Here is a 20,759-nt window from a genome sequence, read left to right as displayed (position 1 = left end):
ATAGCGTTTACCAGTCTAATGAAGTACACTAATTAAAATAAATCAGTGTATCTACTCAAGGGTAAAAATGAAACCATATTCCCTCGACTTTCGCCAAAAAATATTTGATACATACTTGTCAGGTGGAATATCACAACGTCAATTAGCAAACAAATTTTGTGTCAGTTTAGGTTTTATTGAGAAATTACTAAAGCAATATAGAGAAACAGCAAGTATAGCTCCTAAAGTTAGGACAAAACAAACTCCTCCAAAGCTCAACGAAGAACAAATTAAGATTCTTGAAGAAATAGTTGAAGCTAAGAATGATTCGACTTTATCAGAAATTCGCTCAGAACTCAAAGAAAAAACAGGAATAACAATTGGTATATCTACAGTAGACAGGATGTTACAGAGGATAGAGATAAGCCTAAAAAAAAACATTGCACGCCGCAGAAAAACAGACTGAAAGAGTTCAATTATTAAGAGTACAGTTCTGGCTTCAACTTCATGGGATACCGGCGGAAAACCTTGTATTTCTTGACGAAGCAGGAGCTAATCTATCTTTAATAAGACACTCCGCTCGTTCTAAAAAAGGTAAAAGAGCGCATGGCTCACGACCTCAAAAACGCTGTAAAAATGTCTCCATAATTGGAGCGATTGCTCTCAAAGGCGTGATTAGTCAATATAGTATTTTAGGAGCATCTGACAGGCTGACATTTGAGGCTTACATTTCTCAAAAATTAGTTCCAAAGCTGTGGGAAGGCGCTTGTGTAATCATGGATAATTGTTCAATTCATAAAGGTGGAGATATTGAGAAATTAATCGAATCTGCTGGAGCTAAATTGATTTATTTGCCACCATATTCTCCTGATTTTTCACCAATTGAAACCTGTTGGTCAAAAATTAAAAGTTTACTACGTTCTCTTGAAGCTAGAAGTTATCCAGACTTAGCAAAAGCAATTGAAAGTGCTTTTAATCAAGTCTCGTTAAATGATATTTATAATTGGTTTACCCATTCTTGTTACTGTACTTCACTAGACTGAGAAACGCTATAAAGGCACTGCTGACAATTCAGGATTCCAGGTGGAAAGTTTTTTCAAAAGTGAGAGGGACACCTCGAAGTAAAGCTTCTTTTCTTCTGTACTGCAAATTAGCAGAGTAATTATTATATCTTCAAGCATCAAAGCAAATTGTAGATTATCCTAGTTAAGAACAAATAATAGTAAATAGATTTAATTGTCAATAATTTACTAATTAATAATCCTATATCTAAACCTACTTGTCAATAGCATTTGAGATACACTTACACTGAGAAATTAACGTTTATGTTTTGGTTAACATAGAAATTACCCTTCCTTTGAAAATAAAGTATGCCGAAGACTTGAAATATAAAGATCAATATCTCTGTCAATTTACTAGGGTTCAACACCATAAGAAAGGGCATGAATATGAATATGTCCTAAAGAAGTAAGCTTGGCAAAAATTTGGGCTAATAAAAAATGATTATCAAAGAATTAAGTCATGCATAGATTCAACCAATACGATTGAAAGGGGCGTAGGGGGTATAGATACACGAACGCAATGTAATCATAGAGAGTCTACCCACAGAAATCATCCACCCGAATATCCCGCCAGACATCAGAAACTTTGCTATCTGAACAATAACGAGGTAAATGAATGTCCTCACTGCGTCGGCTGACTTGACCACTAAGACGGCAACAGTTCAGTAAATCATAAGTACCAAATAAAATATGTACAGTACCAGTAGTATTGGCAATAGATTTTATCCAGTTCATCTAGTGTAGCATTTGCTCCCCACCAGCTAGCATTAGTAGGTGTTGAGCTTTGTCTACCATTAGTGCTGTCATTTGATGATGCCGCATAGCTTGTTCTAAAGCACGACGTACAATATCAGAACTTTTGGAAGCAAAGTATGTGGTGGAAGCAATTGCATGATTTTGGAAATTAGGTTTACTGTTTGTAGTGCTTAAAGTTACTGAAAGCTGTTCCAAAGATTCTAAAACCCTTAAGTAGTAATCCTTGTAATTAAACTTTCCACCTTCTGCTGGAATTGCTTCTATTCCTGCAACTGGAATTTGGCAGGTATTGTGACTCATGGATGTTAATGCCTCTTCCAATAACAGCTTTTCGGCTCGCAGCCTTAAAGTCGTTTTGCCCACACCTGCTAGTCCAACAACAAACAGAACACAAATATCTGTTTGTTGTTGAAGATTGATTAATAAAGCATCTAAAGCTTGTCTTAAACGTAAATGCCCAACTGTAATGCTATGAAAATAGTTTAACCGTTCTGTTGAGGATTTTGTTAGCAATTATTGTGGAAATGGACGTTGAAAATTCATTACCACAGCTCCTGTTGAGAGTACGGTTGGATTCGCCTGGGATTAATTTCTTGAGGCTCTAATTTATTTGGCAGTCTTAGTTCTTCTGTAACATTATTTTTAATATCGGCTAAATCTTCTTTAACAACAGATTGTGCTTGCTTCACTATTTTAGAAGACACAATTTGACGAACTCCAGTTGCTGCAAAATCTCGTAATCGTTGTATTTGTAAAGTCTCTTGAGCTTCGGCTGATTCTAGATACTGTGCTAAGTCCTTAGCCTTAATTGTGACTTTCTGGTTGTACTGCTTTTTCTGCTGACGTATTTCGATGCTAGCAAGCCGAATTTCTCGTTGGGAATGTCCTTGTAACGATGAATAATGTTGTGAAATACAACGCACCCAAGCATTTTTGACATAGGCATAAGCCGTACCCACATCCCAGGGATCATATCTAATAGGTACTTGGGTTCCTTCAACTTCAGGATGGAGAAAAGAATCATCTATTGACCAGTAGTAAATATGATTAACTTTTACCCCAAGCTTTGGTACAACTTTGGCACTTCCTTTTGGAGTTGATGGCAAAGTAAAAATCTGAAAATTTTCATCATTAACAATTCTTTGACCAAAGTGCATTCCACTTTGAGTTAGCCCCTTTTCAAATGCAACACATGGTGATTGTCCTAGTGCAGGATGTTCTCTCTGGTCATAAATTACATAAATATATTCACAAAAATACTCATAGATTTCCGGTAACGTCCATACAGCTTGTGCTTTTGGATTATTCGTCTTATTCACTAACAGGACTTACGCATTGACAGGAATCTGAATATGTGAATTCAAGTTCATCCTTTGTTCAAGATGTTCCAGAATAAAGTCACGAGCCACATGAAGAGACAAATTTCGCTGGACTTCATACCAGTTTTCAATTAACTCTTGAGTTCGCATTAGTTCTAATTGTGTGAAAGCGCGGATAGCACTAAAAAAGTGAGTTTTAATTGCCTCAGATGTCCTCACCATGAATAGCTCAATTCCACACACTTGTTTGATGGCTCGATGGTAACATTCAATCCCCCAATGAATCGAATGTAACTCCTTAAATTCGACGAGAGAAATTAAAAATAGTGCATCTTTGTCAGGCACATACATGATGTAATATCTGGGAATCTCGTTTTTGAAAAGTCTCCGAAATACTTTCACTTGCCCAAACTTTTTCAGATGCACTATTAACCCATTCTCTGGAATTTCTAGATTTTGGACTTGGGTAAAATTTTTACCATCAACTGAACACAAGCGATTTTTAGCTATCCCAGTTAAAAACTTTAATCCCTTGTCTTTAAAGAACTTCAGGTTCCTTTTACTGGAATACCAAGCATCAGTGGTTACATTCTCAGGCTCCAAACCCCAATGCAAAACCTCAGTAATCATATCTCGTAAATAATCATTTTTCGTCTGACCATCTTGTTTATCATAAATACGATAATTTACAGGTACAGATTTACCTGATAAATCGGTGTAATACAAGGTAATTAGTTGAATCCCTTTAACTGTACGATGATGCCTTCCTGAATAAATGTAAGTAAAAAATTGCTGTTAGTTTCGGGTCACTATGAGGCTTATCAATTACGGTATCATCTGCACTTAATGTACCACCTACTAAATTGATATGCAGCTTAACTTCATCAAATAAATCCTTTGGCTCGTAACGCTCACGTAGCAAAAATCTGTTGACACTATCATGTGACAAATCTTCCATAATATCTGCTAAACGTGTGCAGCCTGGATACTTTGATTCTGCCAATAAAAACAGAGTGTAAGTATTGAGGTCACACTTTGCAGTTGATGGCTTGGTAGTTACTCTGATTGTCCATGCCCTCAATAGAGACAGTGTAAATTATCTATCTTTTCAGCCCCCTATTGCTAGCGATCGCTTATTCTTTTCTTCCCTGCATTCTTTCTCTCATTTGTCAATGCGTAAGTTCTGACTAAGCGAATTTGCTTTGTAATTTGGGTGTTTCCTTTCAGATTGTAGAAGAATTCAGTATGACTGGTGCCAAAAAAACGTTCAATTATTGAACCAAATCTAGGACTAGCAACAGGGCGTTGTTTCTTTATACAACCAAAGGCTGCTAAAAGAGTTTCAAAGTAAATACTGCCAAATTCTACACCGTTATCTACTATCAAAGTTTCTGGTAACCGCCTTAGTCTCTGCACGCAAATTCGTAACACCATCATGCAGGAGCGATAGGACGGCGGGTCAAAAGTCAAATAGATAGCTAAAATACGCCGGGAAAAAGCATCAATCAAAACGGTTGCCCAAGGTCTACCCAAACAACATCCTGTCCTTTGGCAAACTAACTCAATATCTAACTCGGTCTGGTCAATGTGACAAATTTCAAAGGGATGACTTCCGTGGCAAGGTGTCGAGAACGTTAATTCATGATAAAACGAGCTTTTTTGGTAAACTGCCCGATTTCCTTGCCTCTTACGAGTTTGTCTATGATCTGCTCTACTGTTGATGTGCTTGTAAAACGTAGTACGGCTGGGGCAAGGGTCTGTTTTTCCCGCTTTTTCCCACTCTCTTGCCAGAATACCGTAAGTTGTCAGTTTATTTCTCTGTTTAAAATTCTCGTAATGCTGCTCAATAATTTTATCGATGAACTCCCAAGTTTGATCTGAAAATCGCTCAACACGGTTTCCTTTGTCTTTAGGATTTGGCAACAAACCAATGTAACCCCAACCATAGGTTTCCTCTGCGGAATGATATTTGGCTTTTCATCTGCGAATTGTTCGCTCAGACACAGGACTATTGGTTGGCGGATCTTTATCTTTATGCAGATATGGTTCAATGATTTTCTGGCGGTAGTTAGCTACGGCTAAGTCTTCTGGGCTAGCGCATTTTAGCTGTTCCCAAATTTGAGTTGATTTTACTCCTTGAGCTTCAATGCCAGTAATTTCTTTTTGTGAAATTAGTGTTTCAAAGTCTGTATGGCTTAACCCAATTAGATGATTTTCACCTTGCAAAACAATTTTTTTCTCTCCAATCTGAATTACAGATAAACTTTTTCCATCCCAGAACACCGTTGCACCAACCGCCACATCAATCTGTTGCCCCTTATCAAGGGTGGCAGCAGCCTTTTTAGACATGATTAAGTTATAAGCTTCTGCTACCTGCTGGCTACTAAACAGATGAACTTTTTCTGGTTCACTCAACCCTATGCCTTTCAAGTCTACATATAACTGCTTTGTTGCAATCAAGGCATAAATATCATCTACCCAACTGGTATTTGTTGATAAGAGTAATTGTTTCAGGGTCATCCCCGGATTAGCTGTAACAGATTCAATAACTCTTGTCCTTGCTTCTGGACTAACTATATTTTCTTGGCTCAAGTAAACTCTGAGAAACTGATGGTTGCGATAAGCAATCCAGTTTATTTTCTGATCTGTACGAAGGTGATAGTAAAGCCCCAATGATTGAACTTTAGTTTCTACCGGTGGAGCCTGCCATTTACCATTTTCGTTGTGTTGATACCTTGTGGGTTGTTTGTGAGTGAGTGTTTTGAGACGTTCGCTAGTTTTCCATTCTTCAAACCCTGGACAGTTATGCCGAATTACTAAGAAATCAGGAATATGACTCGTCACCATCCTACGCCCGCTTTTCGACTCAAATGATATGCTTAGACGAACTGGTTGGTCATAGTATTCCAAAACATCTTCGTCGTTTTCGTACTCTACGATCGCAGGCAATTCTACTTTGTGGGACTCAAACTGAATCGTTTTTCCCATTTTTTGGCTTGGGTAGCTACCACAAACATTTTTCGCCCCGCCACCTACTTTCCTTACAGGCTCCGAACAACGGATTTGCTGTACAAATTCTTTTGTCGTCTCTGGTAAACCGAGCCGATGACACCATTGTTCAAATTCTTGGTCACTGAGCATACAGAAATCTGTAACTTTCGGACTGTTTATGCTTGAATAATGAACTTTCGGTCACTTTATCATTTCAAAACACTACTTTTACTTTTCGGCTACTAAACGTAATAATCCTGTGGGTTCGCAGATAAGATGAAATTCTGACAACGAATTTATAAGGGTTCCAGGTACCGATATTCGCGCATAAAGTGAAATTCATTGTGGAGTCTGGGTTTGAGCCAAATATTCAATTCGCATATAAATTGAAATTTTCCGACTTTGATTTAACGACAGCCCGAATGCTTTTAAAAGCGTACTTTTGAAGTGCGATAGGCTTACGCCCCACGCCCAGGCGATCGCCTCGTGTCATAGGTAGCCAAGCAGCTTGACTATGGAAAATTCGGGATTTTAGGTATAAATTGTAATCAATATTGAACAAAATATAGTGAATTTCTGTGAGTAGATGCAAAATTTCACTTTATGTGCCAATTCGCTAGCTTCCTCAAACCCTTGCCCCACAATCGATTTCACTTTATGTGCGAATTCCGTCGCCTGGAACTCCTGTAACTCCGTTGTTCAAATTTCATTTGATCTACGAACCGACACAATTAGTCTGGGAACCGACAACACCTTGAAAGGACTAGTCCTAGCCTTTTAAAAAACTTTTTCCTTTCCTTTCAAAACCCGATGTCCAATTTTGGGAATTTTCTCGGTTGCTGGCGTATAAATTAGCACTAATTCACAAAATCAAGCATTAGTAGAGGCGTTGAGTAAATTTGATCTCATTAGCATTGGGCTAATCTCTGTTCACTTGCAAGATGCTCAAATTATACTGAATAGACCGTAACAATACAGCAAACGCTTGAGTAATCTATGATCGCACTCGAAGGGTATAAAGTCCTGACAGAACTGCACGCAAGCCCCAATTCTCAGGTTTATCAGGGATATCGAGATTTAGATCAACAACCAGTAGTACTAAAAGTTCTGCGGCAAGAATACCCACCCCCAGAAGCGATCGCTCGGTTTAAACTTGAATACGATCTCACGCGCCGCTTTCAAGCCCCTGGAATTATCCAAGCCTACGACTTGAAAAAATATCAAAACACCTTAGTATTAGTTTTAGAAGATTTTGGTGGACAACCCCTGCGGGGGTTACTCTATCAATCGCCTCTACCGCTACAGAATTTTTTGCAATTGGCTATACAAGTAGCAGCAGCTTTAGAAGAAATTCATCAGCAACAGATTATTCATAAAGACATTAATCCTGCCAATATTCTTCTCAATCCCACGACTCAACAAACGAAAATAATTGACTTTGGCATTGCGACTTTGCTATCGCGGGAAAATCCCACCTTGCAAAATCTGAATGTTTTAGAAGGGACTCTCGCTTATATTTCTCCTGAACAAACAGGACGGATGAATCGCTCAATTGATTATCGTACCGATTTTTACTCTTTGGGAGTCACTTTCTACGAACTTTTAACCCAGCATTTACCTTTTACTAGCGATGATCCTGTGGAACTAGTTCACAGCCATATTGCCAAACAACCGATTCCGCCCGATCAAATCAATCCCCAAATTCCGCCAGCACTTTCGCAAATTGTGATGAAGTTACTGGAAAAAACCGCCGAAGCGCGTTATCAAAGTGCTTTTGGTTTACAGGTAGATTTACAGCAATGCCTGGAAATTTTCACCGCTACAGGGCAAATTCCATTATTTGAACTAGGACAGCAAGATCACTCCGGTAAATTTCAAATTCCGCAAAAACTGTACGGACGCGAGGCGGAAGTGACAAATTTACTCGCAGCCTTTGAGCGGGCTAGTCACGGTCAGAGCGAAGTGATGCTGATTGCAGGTTATTCTGGGATTGGCAAATCAGTCCTGGTTCAAGAAATTTATAAACCGATTACCCAGCAGAGGGGATATTTTATTTCCGGGAAGTTTGACCAGTTTCAACGTAACATTCCCTACAGTTCTTTAATTCAAGCATTTCAAGCTTTAATTCGTCAACTGTTAACTACAAGTGAAGCAGAAATTACCACTTGGCGCAAAAAATTATTAGATGCTCTTGGTGTCAATGGCCAGGTGATTATCGAAGTGATTGCAGAGGTGGAACTGATTATTGGTCAGCAGCCACCCGTTGTAGAACTATCATCCAAAGAAGCCCAAACTCGGTTTAATTTAGTCTTGCAAAACTTCATTCAGGTCTTTACCCAAAAGGAACATCCTTTAGTAATGTTTTTGGATGATCTGCAATGGGCTGATAGTGCATCACTCCAGCTGATTGAGTTGTTAATCGGTCAAGTAGATAGTCAATATCTGTTGCTGATTGGTGCTTATCGTGATAATGAAGTAGATAAAACTCATCCCCTGCGGACAACGATCGCATCTTTAGAACAAGCAGGAGTGGCTATTCACGAACTGACCTTAAGATCCTTAGCATTGCCTCAAATTCAACAACTCCTCAGCGATACCCTTAACAATGCCGATTTAGCAGAAGTTACTCCTCTAGCAGAACTGCTTCAGCAAAAAACCAATGGCAATCCCTTCTTCATGAATGAGTTTTTGAAGTCGCTGTATGCAGAAGGATTGCTACAGTTTAATTTCACTCAACGGGCATGGCAGTGGCAACTAGCAAAAATCCAGGCAGCCCAGATTACCGATAACGTAGTTGAGTTGATGGCGCTGAAAATTCAAAAGCTGCCAGATGCCACCCAACAAGCTTTAAAATTAGCAGCTTGTATTGGCAATTCCTTTGATTTGCATACCTTAGCGATCGCAAGTTCAAAATCCCTCCCAGATGTAGCCGCCCAACTCTGGGAAGCCGTGCAGACAGGACTAATTTTACCCCAAGGCAATGACTACCAACTCTTACAAGTTGCCGATCGAGAAGTAACAGCAAACTTGACAAATTTGGATGTAGTCTATAAATTCCTGCACGATCGCGTCCAGCAAGCAGCCTACTCACTGATTCCCAGCGAGCAAAAACAGGCAGTACACTTGCGGGTTGGGCAACTATTATTACAAAACATTACTCCCCAGAAGCAAGAAGAAAAGATTTTTGACATTGTTAACCAACTGAATTTTGGCATCGTCCTAATTACAGACCCTCAACAGCGACAGCAACTAGCTCAGTTAAACTTAACAGCAGGTAACAAAGCCAAAGCCTCAGCAGCCTATCAGTCAGCCTTAGATTATCTGACAATGGGGATTAACTGTCTAGCAGCCAACTGTTGGCAGCAGCAGTATCAGCTAGCTTTGGCATTGCACACAGCCGCAGCGGTTGCTGCTTATTTAGGTGGGGACTTTGAGCGCATGGATGTACTCACAGAAGAAGTACTTCAAAAGACCCGCAGCACGATCGATCGGGTGCAGGTTTATGCCATCAAAATCCAAGCTGCGATCGCCCGCGATCAATTGTTGGCAGCTTCTAAACTCGGTCTGCAAGTGATGCAACTGCTGGGCATTCCCTTAGCTAACAACCCCGGTCAACCGCAAATTCTCCTGGGATTGTTAAAAACTAAACTCGCTTTGGCAGGTAAATCGGTACACACCTTAGCCGACTTGCCAGAACTTACCAATCCCACAAAATTAGCTGCAATTCGCATCCTGGCTAGTATCGTCTCGGCGACCTACTTAGCATCTCCTAAAGTTTTTCCTTTGACTGTCTTTAAACAGGTGGAACTATTCGCTAGATACGGCAATGCGGCGGAATCAGCTTTTGCTTATGCTACCTATGGCTTGATTCTCTGTGGTGTTGTTGGGGATCTGCAAGGGGGATATAAATTTGGTGAATTAGCCTTGAAACTGTTAGACCGTTTCAATGCCAAGCACCTGGAAGCTAGAACTTTATTTGTAGTTAATTCCTTTGTCCGCCACTGGCAAGAACCACTCCAAAATACTATTCCTTCACTGCAAGCAGCATTTCAAATTGGGCGCGATACGGGTGATACTGAATACGCTGCCTTTTGTGCCAATACAAGCTCAATGCATTGCTATTTTTCTGGTCAAAATCTTGGTGAATTGGATGAATGTTTAGCTATTTACGCAGAGGCAGTTCAGCAGTTTAAGAAAAAACCAATTTTTGTTATTATTCAACTCTATCGCCAAGTAGTTGCTAATTTACAGGGTAAAAATGCTAATCCCTGTCAGTTGGTAGGGGAATTTTATGATGCAACCGCTATGTTACCTCAGCATATCGAGAGTAACTATCGCACAGCTATTTTTTATGTTTATATCCATCACTTCACGCTGAATTATTGGTTTGAAGATTATGCAACAGCCGTCAAAAATGCTGATTTGGCAATTCCTTATTTAGATGCGGTTGTGGCTTTATATATTGTGGGATGGTTCTACTTTTATGACTCTTTAGGACGATTGGCTTTAGCCTCTGTTGTCAGTGCGGCGGAACGTCGAAAGTTACTCCAGCGAGTGGCCGCAAACCAGAAAAAATTGCAAGTATGGGCGAAATCTTCTCCTGTCAACTATACCCATAAATTAGCGCTGGTAAAAGCAGAATGGCATCGGGTGCATGGAGAATCTAATCAGGCGATCGCTTGTTACGATCAGGCGATCGCCTTAGCCCAATCACACCAGTATTTTAATGAAGCGGCTCTAGCCAATGAATTGACTGCCAAGTTTTACCTAGCTGAGAACAAATTGAACATCGCCCAAGTTTATATGCAAGAAGCTCGTTATCTTTATTTGCAGTGGGGAGCGATCGCCAAAGTAAAAGATTTAGAAGCCAAGTATCCCAAAATTTTAACGCGGATCGGAGAAAAAGCCGTTAAATCAACTTTATCAACCACTAGTCTTAACCCGACCAACCTCACAAGCAATAGTCGCTCAGAATCATTGGATTTGGTGACAGTCATCAAAGCTTCTCAGACCCTTTCCGAAGAAATTCAACTAGATAAACTTCTATCTAACTTAATGCGGATTTTAATGGAAAATGCCGGGGCCCAACGGGGGTTTTTGCTGTTGTCAACCAAAGGCAAATTTCTGATTGAAGCTCAGGGAAGCGTTGGTGAAAATACTATTCAGGTATTGGAATCACTCAGTATTGAAGATAGCCAAACGCTCTCCAGTGCGATCGTCAACTATGTCATTCGCACTAAAACTAATGTAGTTCTAAACGATGCCATCCACGAAGCAGTGGGAATTGGGGAATTCAGCAAAGACCCCTACATTCGCCAATACCAGCCACGATCAATTCTGTGTACTCCTTTGATTAACCAAGGAAAGTTAGCTGGGATTGTGTATTTAGAAAATAACTTGACAACAGGAGCATTTCCCCCAGATCGCTTGGAGTTACTCAACCTGCTTTCAGCACAAGCAGCTATTTCTATTGAAAATGCCCGTTTGTATACGGATTTAGCCGCACTCAACAAAGCTTATGAGCGCTTTGTCCCTAGCCAATTTCTGCAATTTCTCAATAAGCAAAGCATTATAGATGTGCAATTAGGCGATCAGGTGCAGCGAGAAATGTCAGTCTTATTTACCGACATTCGCGCCTTCACCACCCTTTCAGAAAGCATGACTCCCGCCGAAAATTTCCGATTTATTAACTCCTATCTCAGTCGCATGGAGCCGATCATTCTTGAAAACAATGGCTTTATCGACAAATATATTGGTGATGCCATCATGGCCTTGTTTGCAGGTGATGCCGATGATGCGGTACTAGCGGGAATTGCGATGTTGAAAACCTTGACAACCTACAACGAAAAACGCCAAGCCAAAGGTTACTTACCAATTCAAATTGGCATTGGGATTAATACTGGTTCGCTAATTTTGGGGACAGTCGGTGGTTTGAATCGCATGGATGGCACTGTAATTAGTGATGCAGTTAATCTAGCAGCGCGAATCGAAGGATTGACCAAAACATTTAACGCCCCACTCCTAATTACCAACCAAACGTTTGAGCGCTTACAAAATCGCGATCGCTATGGTATTCGGGTAGTCGGCCAAGTGAAGGTGAAGGGTAAAATGAATGCTGTGACTGTTCATGAAGTGTTTGCAGCAGATCCCCCAAAAGTTAGTGCAGGCAAAACAGCTACTTTAGAGTTATTTGCTTCAGCATTAGCGCTTTATGAACAACAACAATTTGCAGCAGCAGCCGAGTATTTTCAAGATTGCTTGCAGCAAAATCCGTGGGATCAAGTCGCGCAGATGTATCTTGACAGCTGTCAGCCAGGAAAACAAATAGCATCAATTTTTACCGAGGCAGTTAAATTCTAAGGGATTTACGGATGGATTTAAAAATCCTGAAAAAGTTGATATTGGGACATTTGAGGCAAAAACTCAACCTTTAAATTAAAACCTAGTACCGCAAGGCGGAATTCAAAATTCAAAATGACGCTCTCTACGAGACGCTAAAAGCGAACCCGGACTCGCTCTAAGCGTTCGCGTAGCGTCTCGGAGAGAAGGTTTTACGCTGCGCTAACAAAATTCAAAATTAATACAGCGTAAGCGTTTCGTTGATTTGGAATGCGTGGTTTATTTACGCCGTGCTGTACCAGTGTTATACCTGAAGCGAAACACCAAATCAGATTGCAATGCCAGGGTATAAATAAATGAATCGTCAAATTCCCAAACCCCGGTTTCCAGAGGCAGCAATGACTGCCAGTCGTGAGGAACTATCGAATTTACCACTGAATGTGATCTATGGGGATGTACCGACAGATTTGTCTGGACATCTGTTCATCATTGCACCTGTAGGCACTGTTGCTTCTGGGGGCTTACCCAATATTAATGGAACCCACATTTTTAATGGTGATGGGATGATTTACCGCTTAGATTGGCAAGCCGGACAGGTTACTGTCAAGACGAAACTGGCACGTACACCTTGCTACTATGCAGATCAGGCAACTTTTAAAAATCCTGCTTATCGCTCTCATCAATTTCGCGATCATGGCTTGTTGCGCTTCTCCCCTTCCTTGGGCTTGCGAGATGAGGTAGATATTGCCTTTCTCGCCTTTAATACAGCCACAGACAGCCAAGAGCGATTAATGATTACCTATGATGCTGGTCGTCCCTACGAAATTGATACCAATAGCCTAGAGGTTGTTACCCCAGTAGGAGGTAATACTGAGTGGAAAGCGTTTCTACCTTTTTCCTATCCTTTTCCCCCTGTATTGAGTACGTCTCACCCCACCTTTGATGGTTATACCAATGAAGTTTTCTTAGTTAACTATGGGCGATCGCTGACTAATTTCCTCGAAAGTGCGCGTTTCATTTATGACCTCGAACAACTACCCCAGGAACTAAAGCAACTGCTGAGTGAGATCGCTCAACTTTTAGACAACAATCCTTTGCAAATTCCCTTGAGAATGTTCTCGAAGTTTTCTCAAAGTTTCTGGCAAAAATTGATTGGCTGGATCGAGCATTGGTTACAAATTGCCATGCCAGATTTTGTTTATCTGTTGCGGTGGGATGGTGTAGGTAAGCTCCAGCACTGGCAATTGATCCTCCCAGATGGTTCCCCGGTGCGAATTGAACAAAGCATCCATCAGTTGGCAGTTACCAAAGATTACGTGGTGCTGATGGACACTTCCCTAAAGATTGGGCCAGAACAAATCCTAAATAACCCAATTCCCGATAGTTTGGAAACTGAGCGCCTACTGCGGCTATTATTGACGCGAAAGCAGCAGCCCAATTCCCCCATTTACATAGTAAGTCGGGCTGATCTCAAGGCAGATGTAACTACTGTGGTAGTCCGCCCAGTCATAATTCCCTTAGAAACAGTGCATTTTTTGACCGACTACGAAAACCCCGACGGTCAAATCACGTTGCACGCTGCCCATCTCTGCGCCACAGATATCGCCGAATGGGTTCGCAAGTATGATATCTCAAAATTCGACGCTCCTAAATCTGCGCCTCTGTGGTTGGGAGGAATGCTGGCTAATGGGCAAATGGATGTGGGTCGTCTGGGTCGCTATCAAATAGATGGCGAGACAGGCCAAATCCGAGATTCCAAAGTCATTTACGATACCCGCCGTCATTGGGGTATAGGGTTCTACGCTTACCAAGATAGGCTGGCTTCTGGATTGCCTCCGAAGCGAATTGATCATATTTATTGGCAATCCCTCGGTTTTTGGCCAGAACTGCTGACTGAGTTTATTTACAACTTATACCAAGACTATCCCTACCGGGCTGTACCACTAAAAGAATTACTGCAACGAGAAGAAGCACGCCCTTCTTCTTTGTTCCGGCTAGATACAGCCAAAATGGAGGTGGCAGATTTTTATGATGCGCCCCCAGGTTACTTCATCAGTTCACCCCAGTTTGTACCGAGATTGAACAGCAATGGTAGTTCTACAGATGGCTATATTGTTTGTACGGTATTTGGGGGAAATAACAACGAAATTTGGATCTTCCAAGCCGATCAGTTAGGGGCTGGCCCGATATGCAAATTGAGCCATCCGCAACTGGATTTTGGCTTCACAATGCATACTACTTGGTTATCTGCGATCGCTCCTCGCACTGCTAGTTACGATATTCCCGTGCGACAAGACTATGAATCGCTACTTAACCAGCCAGCTATTCAGCAATTATTCATAGAAGCAGTTTATCCGCATTTTCAGTAAAAAATTTTGCGCCCAGGGCACATTACTACATACGAACAAAGACTATCATGACTAAATTCTCTCAAGATGCACGAATTTGTATTGTCGGGGCGGGAGCAGCCGGTTTATCTACAGCTTATTTTTTAAAAAAGCAAGGCTACCGCAACGTAGTTGTGCTAGAAAAGCTGGACGGGTAGGGGGATTGTGTTGTTCCATTACCTACAATTCCCGTTCCTTTGACTTAGGAGCAAATTATCTCACCCCTGCCTACAAACAAGTCCTAAAAATGGCTGAAGAAGTCGGTGCTACACTTTACACTGAGGGGCTAGGTCAAGTCTACAATCCTTTTAAATCTCAACCAGGACAACCTGCCTACACTTCAATTATCAATGCCGTCACCGAGGGAACTGACCTAGCAACGTTTTTGGCAGCCGTTGGGCGCTTTTGGTGGGAGCGTCTTTGGCTAGAGGCAATTATTTCTGTTCCTGGGTTTGCCGGTATCAGTCAACATCCCGAACTCACTCAACCTTTTTCCCAGTGGTTAGCACAAAAAGATTTGTCATGTCTAAAAACTTTGTTTGAAATTCCTATTACCACGATGGGCTATGGCTATTTAAACGAAATCCCCACCGCCTATGCCTTAAAATACATGACTCTAGAAACCTTTTGGACTTTAATTACTTACGGTGCAGATTTACGCTGCGGTTGGCCTAAGCGATTCACTGATGGTTTCCAACGTTTCTGGGAGCTTGTTGCTTGGGGACTAAATGTGCGCTTGAATATTGACATCAAGGAAATCAAGCGGGGGGCAATTACACGGGTGTGGTTAACTGAACAGGAGCAGATTCTTAACAATATTGATACCCGTGAAGAAATTTTAGAATTTGACTATCTGATTTTAGCTTGTCCGTTGACACTGGATGTCCTCAATACTTTTCTCGATTTATCGCCAGCAGAGAAAGACCTATTTGAGCAAATCATTCTCAATCCTTACGGTTTGATTACGTATCTGATTCCCGATCTGCAAATGCCAACCCCGGTAACTAATGTCATTCCCGTAAATGCGGTGGGGAATCCCTGGTTTATTGCTCAACAGTTTGCTGACAATGACCTGATTGCCTTTTACACTCGCCTAGATAGCGAGGGAAAATTACTAAAAAAGATGTTCTCCAGCAAATTCAAAACACAGTAGAGAATTTGGGAGCGAAGGTAGGTGATGATTACTACACTTACGATAAGTGGACTTACTTTCCTCACGTTACCTCAGAGGCTATGCAAGCGGGATTTTACGATCGCCTAGAAGCCATGCAAGGTCAACAAAAAACCTTCTATGTGGGAGGCTTATTGAATTTTGAATTGGTTGAGACAATTGTGGAGTATTCTAAAAGCTTAGTCGAGAAAAACTTTTAGTCCGGAAAACTTCTTTCTCTCTGTTCTGATTCAGTAATTGTGAGTTGCTCAAGTAATAAGCTAAATTAAAAATAACGGATTATTTATTTGATACATTGACATTTTAATTTACATCAATTATTAATATACAGTAATTGATGTAAAAATAATCCGATTATTGAAGAAGGATTAAGCGAACGGGCGGCTTGTGTGCATACAGCACTTCCGCCTATTATGAAGCACAATTTTATCCATATCTCTTTCCTATCCTAACTTTTGAGACTGTGTGCGTACCTCATAGCAGGCGGAAGTGCTGTACTGTTTTACATAACGCGCTATACTCTCTTGGTTGCGGTCGTTGGAAGCTAGGGGTTTTTAGCCAATCAAACTTTCACTTTTCTAGCGTTACCTTAATCGATTCAGATTTACGAGTTCCTGCCTCAGACTGTGCAGAGATTGCCAATCTGAGGGGAGCTTTTGGGGAAGATAATGTGATTGAGAATCGCTTATATACTCAGTTATGCCAAGCAACTGAGCAATTGGGCGGTCGAATACAGATGGTTGAAAGATTATCAAATCAGGAGTCATACATAGATTCAACCAATGCAATTGAAAGGGGCACAGAGGGTATAGATGCATGATCCCTCTATAATCATGGGGGTCTACCCACAAAAATCATCCACACGAATATCCCGCCAGACATCAGAAACCTGCCAGCCAGAGTTGCCAACAGACTGTACTGGAGGATTATCAACCAATGCAATATAGTCGGGAACTCTAGGTTCTATTGTGATTACTGGTTGCTCCTCAACCACAGGGGCAGTATAATTGACAGTATTAGCTTCAAGAAGAAGTTGGTCTTCAGCGTCTTGGATTTCCCTCATTTCCTTCAAAGTTAGCTTGTCGGATTTTTTGATGATCTTCTTAATATCTGTATCATTAGAAGTTTTCATTGGCTGTTTTCTCGAAGGCATTGGCTTAAAAGTTGGATGAGTAAAGTTGGGAGAAGATAGGTATTAATAATTGCACGGAATAAACACTCTACTGCAAAAGTATGGAAAATACGAGTCCCTTGTTAAAGAATTTGTCTTTTTCAGTACAAATCTGTTTTCGGGTAGATGTCCCAGCATAATCTGTTGCACAGATGCAAGTATTAAGCGATCGCTTTTTTGATCATGACTGTACTTCAAGATTGTTTTGCGCTTTTGACTCCTAATAAGCAGATAATGGATGGTTGAGAGTTCTCGCTCATTAGGAACAGCGTTGAGAAACTTATCAGGTGAGAAAGGCACAATCTTAGTAGTAGATGACGAAGCCAACATCCGCCGGATTTTACAGACGCGGTTAGAAATGATTGGCTACAGTGTAGTTACAGCTAGTGATGGTGAAGAAGCTTTGTCAGCTTTTCGCTTGTTGACCCCTGATTTAATAGTTCTAGATGTAATGATGCCAAAGCTGGATGGCTACGGTGTCTGTCAAGAATTACGGAAACAATCAGACGTACCAATTATTATGCTAACAGCATTGGCAGATGTAGCAGACCGAATCACTGGGCTGGAACTGGGTGCTGATGACTATATGGCGAAACCTTTTTCACCCAAAGAACTAGAAGCTCGAATTGCCTGTGTACTAAAACGGCGCTCCCACAAAACCAGTATCAATACTATTCCTAACTCTCTTATAATCCATGTGGGCAATCTCAAAATCGATATTAATAAGCGGCAAGTTCATAAAAATGAGCAACGCATTCGATTGACAGGTGTGGAGTTTAGCTTATTAGAGTTGTTAGTGAATCATTCAGGAAAGATTTTTTCAAGGATTGAAATATTACAGCAATTGTGGGGCTTTGTACCAGAGATGAATACAGACACCCGTGTGGTAGATGTGCATATTTCACGATTGCGGACAAAGGTAGAATCCGACCCCAACGACCCAGAATTCATTATTACAGCAAGAGGTAGTGGTTATTTTTTCCCACGAATTATTGATTCAGAACACGATTGAAGAAGAAATTAGAAGTCAAAATGTTGAAAATTTTAGAAACAACACCCAATCGACTTGTCATCAAGTCAGAAAGAAGAAATTTTGATACCAAGATAAGAGTTCTTTTTATTTATGTTGCTATTTACTTGTTATTAATCTCTACATTCAAAAAAGGCAAGGGAACAGTTACGAAAAAGCAGGCTGATTTCAATTGTATTGGTTTATCGTCCAGAGGCACAAGAAATTAGTACAATTTTTGGATACTGGAGTTTTCATCGGGAAAAAGATTTGAGCCAAAGTCTACCTATAGCACCAAGCCGAAAACTGAAGATTACGATCCTAACAGTAGGTTCAAGAGGAGACTTGCAACCCTATTGTGCTTTGGCTATTGGCTTGAAGCGTGCGGGGCATGAAGTAACGATTGCAACGCATGAGAACTTTGAGTTATTTGTTAGGAAGTTCGATTTAAAGTTTGCACTGATCGCTGGCAATATGGAAGAGTTTCTGCAATCGAAACAAGGGCAGCGATTGATTGCGGGAGAAAAGTTGAAAAAAGAAGAAGGAGATAAGCTTTTACTTCAACAGTTGGAATCAGCTTGGAGTGCGTGTGTTGGAAGTGAAGTGATTATCTACACGCCGTTAGCTACCTTTGGATATCACATTGCAGAGAAATTAGGCGTACCCTGCTTTTTTTGCATCAGTTCTGCCGTTGACTCCCACAGGGATGTTTGGGTTTTTGAGATTTGCTCAAATAACTAAAAACCCGCTAAAGAAATTAATCAACTATGGCAGCTACTTACTAGTAGAATTTTTGCACTGGCAAAGATATCGTCCACTGCTCAATCACTTCAGAACAGAAACTTTGAAATTGCCGCCTTTGCCATATTTGGGCAGACGCTTCAGACAGAAGACTCCGGCGAATGTATCACGAATCCCTGTATTGTACGGGTTTAGTTCGCACGTCATCCCAAGACCCCGTGACTGGCCTGCATGGGCGTATGTGACTGGTTTTTGGTTTATTGACCAAGGCTCCGAATACGAGCCACCCCTGGAACTAGAGGATTTTCTTGGGCGAAAGCAATTACCTTTGTGTTTTGGATTTGGGAGCATGACGATGCCGAATCCAGAATATCTCACACACTATATAGTGGAAGCTTTAAAGAAAACCCATCAAGGCGGGATTATATTGTCAGGCTGGGGTAACGTTGGAAGAACGGTGAATATAAAAGATTCGTTACGAGTGTTTGTGATCAAGGAAGTTCCGCATGATTGGTTATTTCCTCAAGTGCCAGCAGTAGTACATCACGGAGGAGCTAGTACAACGGCAGCAGTGTTACGTGCAGGGACACCATCAGTTACCGTACCCTTCAAAGCATGTCAGCCAGTTTGGGGAGAAAAGCTAACTCGGTTGGGAGTCAGCCCTGCGCCGATACCGTATAAGAAAGTGTCAGATAAAACTTTAGCAGCAGCAATTGAAGTAGTTCTGGGTGATGAGGTGATGCAGAAAAAAGCCCAGGAGTTAGGCCAGAAGATTAGGGATGAAGATGGTGTGGCGAATGCTGTTGAAGTTTTCCATCGCCATCTAGGTTTGATTGGGTGAGAAATTGCAGACAATTAAAATCATCACACACACCCACAACAGTAGTAAATGTCCCAACAAGTTAAAGTTTACACGGTACTCTGTGTCAACAGCAGTATCCTAATGGTTTTTTACACGCCAGGGCATTGTTGGGAATTCCGTATCATCAGCCGCACGGGTGGCATATTTGGAGAACAAAAGATTTATTACACGGCGGAGGCAGCGTTGAGAACTGGGTTTGAGTGGTTGCGGGATGAACGGTAATGAGTGCGTATATGCGATCGCCTTCCTTGTCCCTTGCCACAACCACCCCTCGACAGCCTACGATTGCCAGCCTGGAATAATTGCGAATATTATTTTACACTATTAATTAACGGTTTCTGATTGTGTGGTGTGCCAATCTGAAGCCTTAGAACGGATTATTTGAAGCTCATCAAAAGAGATTCGCTCTAAGTTACGCAAGATTTGAGTCATGCGTGGCTGGTTTTTAAGCAAGTCATAATGACGAGCCAGAAAGTCCCAATAAAAAAAGTTGAAAGGACAAGCATTATCCGTACTGCGCTGGCGATGGTTATAAGCACAATTTTTACAATAGTCGCTCATGTTGTTGATGTAGTTAGCAGAAGCAGCATAGGGCTTAGACGCAATCATTCCACCATCAGCAAACTGCCCCATGCCAATGACATTGGTTTGCATTACCCAATCGTAGCCATCAATAAAAGCAGCATGAAACACGAGGACGCACATTAACCCTGAAAATCAAGTTCTCTGATTATCAGCAGTTAACCCGCAGTAAGACAATGCTTGCTCCCATTAGTGAACTCTCTACGATTTTTGAGATAGCCAAAACACTGTTTGAGTCAATTGAACTGGAGAATCGTACTATCAGATTGTTGGGAATTTCCTTGTCCAACCTTGACAATGCCAAACAGTCATAAGCGATTCAATTGCCCTTATTTCAGAATAGGAACCTCATATTTTAGCGCAGGTGAATGGCTACTGGCATAAAATTTTA

General features: G+C 41.2%; 17 protein-coding genes and 2 pseudogenes. 11 read left to right on the top strand and 8 right to left on the bottom strand.

Annotated elements, in window-relative coordinates:
* Nucleotides 1-67: 67 nt before the first annotated feature.
* Nucleotides 68-1,022, top strand: a protein-coding gene (locus GTQ43_RS31840) for an IS630 family transposase (protein WP_265275365.1) whose coding sequence is annotated in 2 segments (ribosomal slippage) — nt 68-411 and nt 410-1,022 — 957 coding nt in all. Because the reading frame shifts where the segments join, the coding sequence is not laid out codon by codon here.
* Between the two features lie 555 nt (nt 1,023-1,577).
* Here GTQ43_RS31840 and GTQ43_RS31835 read toward each other — a convergent pair.
* The 6 genes and pseudogenes from GTQ43_RS31835 to GTQ43_RS31810 form a co-directional block, all read right to left on the bottom strand.
* Entirely contained in the window at nt 1,578-1,775 is a 198-nt protein-coding gene (locus tag GTQ43_RS31835) for a TniB family NTP-binding protein (protein ID WP_265276740.1), read from the bottom strand.
* The gene (locus GTQ43_RS31830; RefSeq protein WP_265276739.1) at nt 1,776-2,309 is read right to left on the bottom strand and encodes an AAA family ATPase; all 534 of its coding nucleotides are present in this window, start codon (nt 2,307-2,309) and stop codon (nt 1,776-1,778) included. It lies immediately after the preceding gene.
* Nucleotides 2,310-2,338: 29 nt separating this feature from the next.
* Complete coding sequence (locus tag GTQ43_RS31825; protein WP_265276738.1) at nt 2,339-3,115, bottom strand: Mu transposase C-terminal domain-containing protein; 777 nt, start codon at nt 3,113-3,115, stop codon at nt 2,339-2,341.
* Nucleotides 3,116-3,124: 9 nt separating this feature from the next.
* Nucleotides 3,125-4,181 (bottom strand): annotated as a pseudogene (locus tag GTQ43_RS31820) (transposase).
* A gap of 56 nt (nt 4,182-4,237) precedes the next feature.
* Nucleotides 4,238-5,041, bottom strand: coding sequence for an integrase catalytic domain-containing protein (locus GTQ43_RS31815; RefSeq protein ID WP_265276737.1), 804 nt, complete (start codon nt 5,039-5,041; stop codon nt 4,238-4,240).
* 51 nt (nt 5,042-5,092) lie between these two features.
* Nucleotides 5,093-6,256, bottom strand: a complete 1,164-nt coding sequence (locus GTQ43_RS31810) for a heteromeric transposase endonuclease subunit TnsA (RefSeq protein WP_265276736.1) — start codon at nt 6,254-6,256, stop codon at nt 5,093-5,095.
* A gap of 846 nt (nt 6,257-7,102) precedes the next feature.
* Here GTQ43_RS31810 and GTQ43_RS31805 point away from each other — a divergent pair.
* The 5 genes from GTQ43_RS31805 to GTQ43_RS31785 all read left to right on the top strand — a co-directional run bounded on the left by GTQ43_RS31805 (nt 7,103) and on the right by GTQ43_RS31785 (nt 16,203).
* Nucleotides 7,103-12,466 (top strand): AAA family ATPase, encoded by a 5,364-nt coding sequence (locus GTQ43_RS31805; protein WP_265276735.1) that lies wholly within the window; start codon nt 7,103-7,105, stop codon nt 12,464-12,466.
* 335 nt (nt 12,467-12,801) lie between these two features.
* A complete protein-coding gene (locus GTQ43_RS31800; RefSeq protein ID WP_265276734.1) occupies nt 12,802-14,814 on the top strand; it encodes a carotenoid oxygenase family protein in 2,013 nt (670 codons plus the stop codon).
* Nucleotides 14,815-14,861: 47 nt separating this feature from the next.
* Nucleotides 14,862-14,990, top strand: coding sequence for an FAD-dependent oxidoreductase (locus tag GTQ43_RS31795; RefSeq protein ID WP_265276733.1), 129 nt, complete (start codon nt 14,862-14,864; stop codon nt 14,988-14,990).
* Between the two features lie 5 nt (nt 14,991-14,995).
* Entirely contained in the window at nt 14,996-15,985 is a 990-nt protein-coding gene (locus tag GTQ43_RS31790) for an FAD-dependent oxidoreductase (protein WP_265276732.1), read from the top strand.
* Between the two features lie 5 nt (nt 15,986-15,990).
* Nucleotides 15,991-16,203 carry a hypothetical protein gene (locus GTQ43_RS31785; protein ID WP_265276731.1) on the top strand — a complete coding sequence of 71 codons (213 nt, stop codon included), beginning with the start codon at nt 15,991-15,993 and terminating at the stop codon, nt 16,201-16,203.
* A gap of 641 nt (nt 16,204-16,844) precedes the next feature.
* Here the strand turns inward: GTQ43_RS31785 and GTQ43_RS31780 are convergent.
* Nucleotides 16,845-17,135, bottom strand: coding sequence for a hypothetical protein (locus GTQ43_RS31780; protein WP_265276730.1), 291 nt, complete (start codon nt 17,133-17,135; stop codon nt 16,845-16,847).
* A gap of 277 nt (nt 17,136-17,412) precedes the next feature.
* On the opposite strand from GTQ43_RS31780, the gene rpaB reads away from it, so the two are divergent.
* The 4 genes from rpaB (at nt 17,413) to GTQ43_RS31760 (ending at nt 20,008) form a co-directional block, all read left to right on the top strand.
* Nucleotides 17,413-18,186, top strand: a complete 774-nt coding sequence (gene rpaB, locus GTQ43_RS31775) for a response regulator transcription factor RpaB (RefSeq protein ID WP_265276729.1) — start codon at nt 17,413-17,415, stop codon at nt 18,184-18,186.
* 195 nt (nt 18,187-18,381) lie between these two features.
* Nucleotides 18,382-18,924: a glycosyltransferase gene (locus tag GTQ43_RS31770; RefSeq protein ID WP_265276728.1), complete on the top strand. Its 543-nt coding sequence runs from the start codon at nt 18,382-18,384 to the stop codon at nt 18,922-18,924.
* Nucleotides 18,902-19,765, top strand: coding sequence for a glycosyltransferase (locus GTQ43_RS31765; protein ID WP_265276727.1), 864 nt, complete (start codon nt 18,902-18,904; stop codon nt 19,763-19,765). Before GTQ43_RS31770 ends, GTQ43_RS31765 begins: the two co-directional genes overlap by 23 nt.
* Before the next feature lie 48 nt (nt 19,766-19,813).
* Nucleotides 19,814-20,008: a hypothetical protein gene (locus GTQ43_RS31760; RefSeq protein WP_265276726.1), complete on the top strand. Its 195-nt coding sequence runs from the start codon at nt 19,814-19,816 to the stop codon at nt 20,006-20,008.
* Between the two features lie 102 nt (nt 20,009-20,110).
* Here GTQ43_RS31760 and GTQ43_RS31755 read toward each other — a convergent pair.
* Nucleotides 20,111-20,476 (bottom strand): annotated as a pseudogene (locus GTQ43_RS31755) (cryptochrome/photolyase family protein); the annotation flags it as partial.
* A 20-nt stretch (nt 20,477-20,496) separates the two neighbouring features.
* On the opposite strand from GTQ43_RS31755, the gene GTQ43_RS31750 reads away from it, so the two are divergent.
* Nucleotides 20,497-20,682: a hypothetical protein gene (locus GTQ43_RS31750; protein ID WP_321162538.1), complete on the top strand. Its 186-nt coding sequence runs from the start codon at nt 20,497-20,499 to the stop codon at nt 20,680-20,682.
* The last annotated feature ends 77 nt before the right edge of the window (nt 20,683-20,759 follow it).

The organism is Nostoc sp. KVJ3 (assembly GCF_026127265.1).
GTDB lineage: Bacteria > Cyanobacteriota > Cyanobacteriia > Cyanobacteriales > Nostocaceae > Nostoc.
The sequence above is the reverse complement of the archived record's forward strand: the minus strand, read 5'-3'. Positions and strand labels throughout refer to the sequence as shown.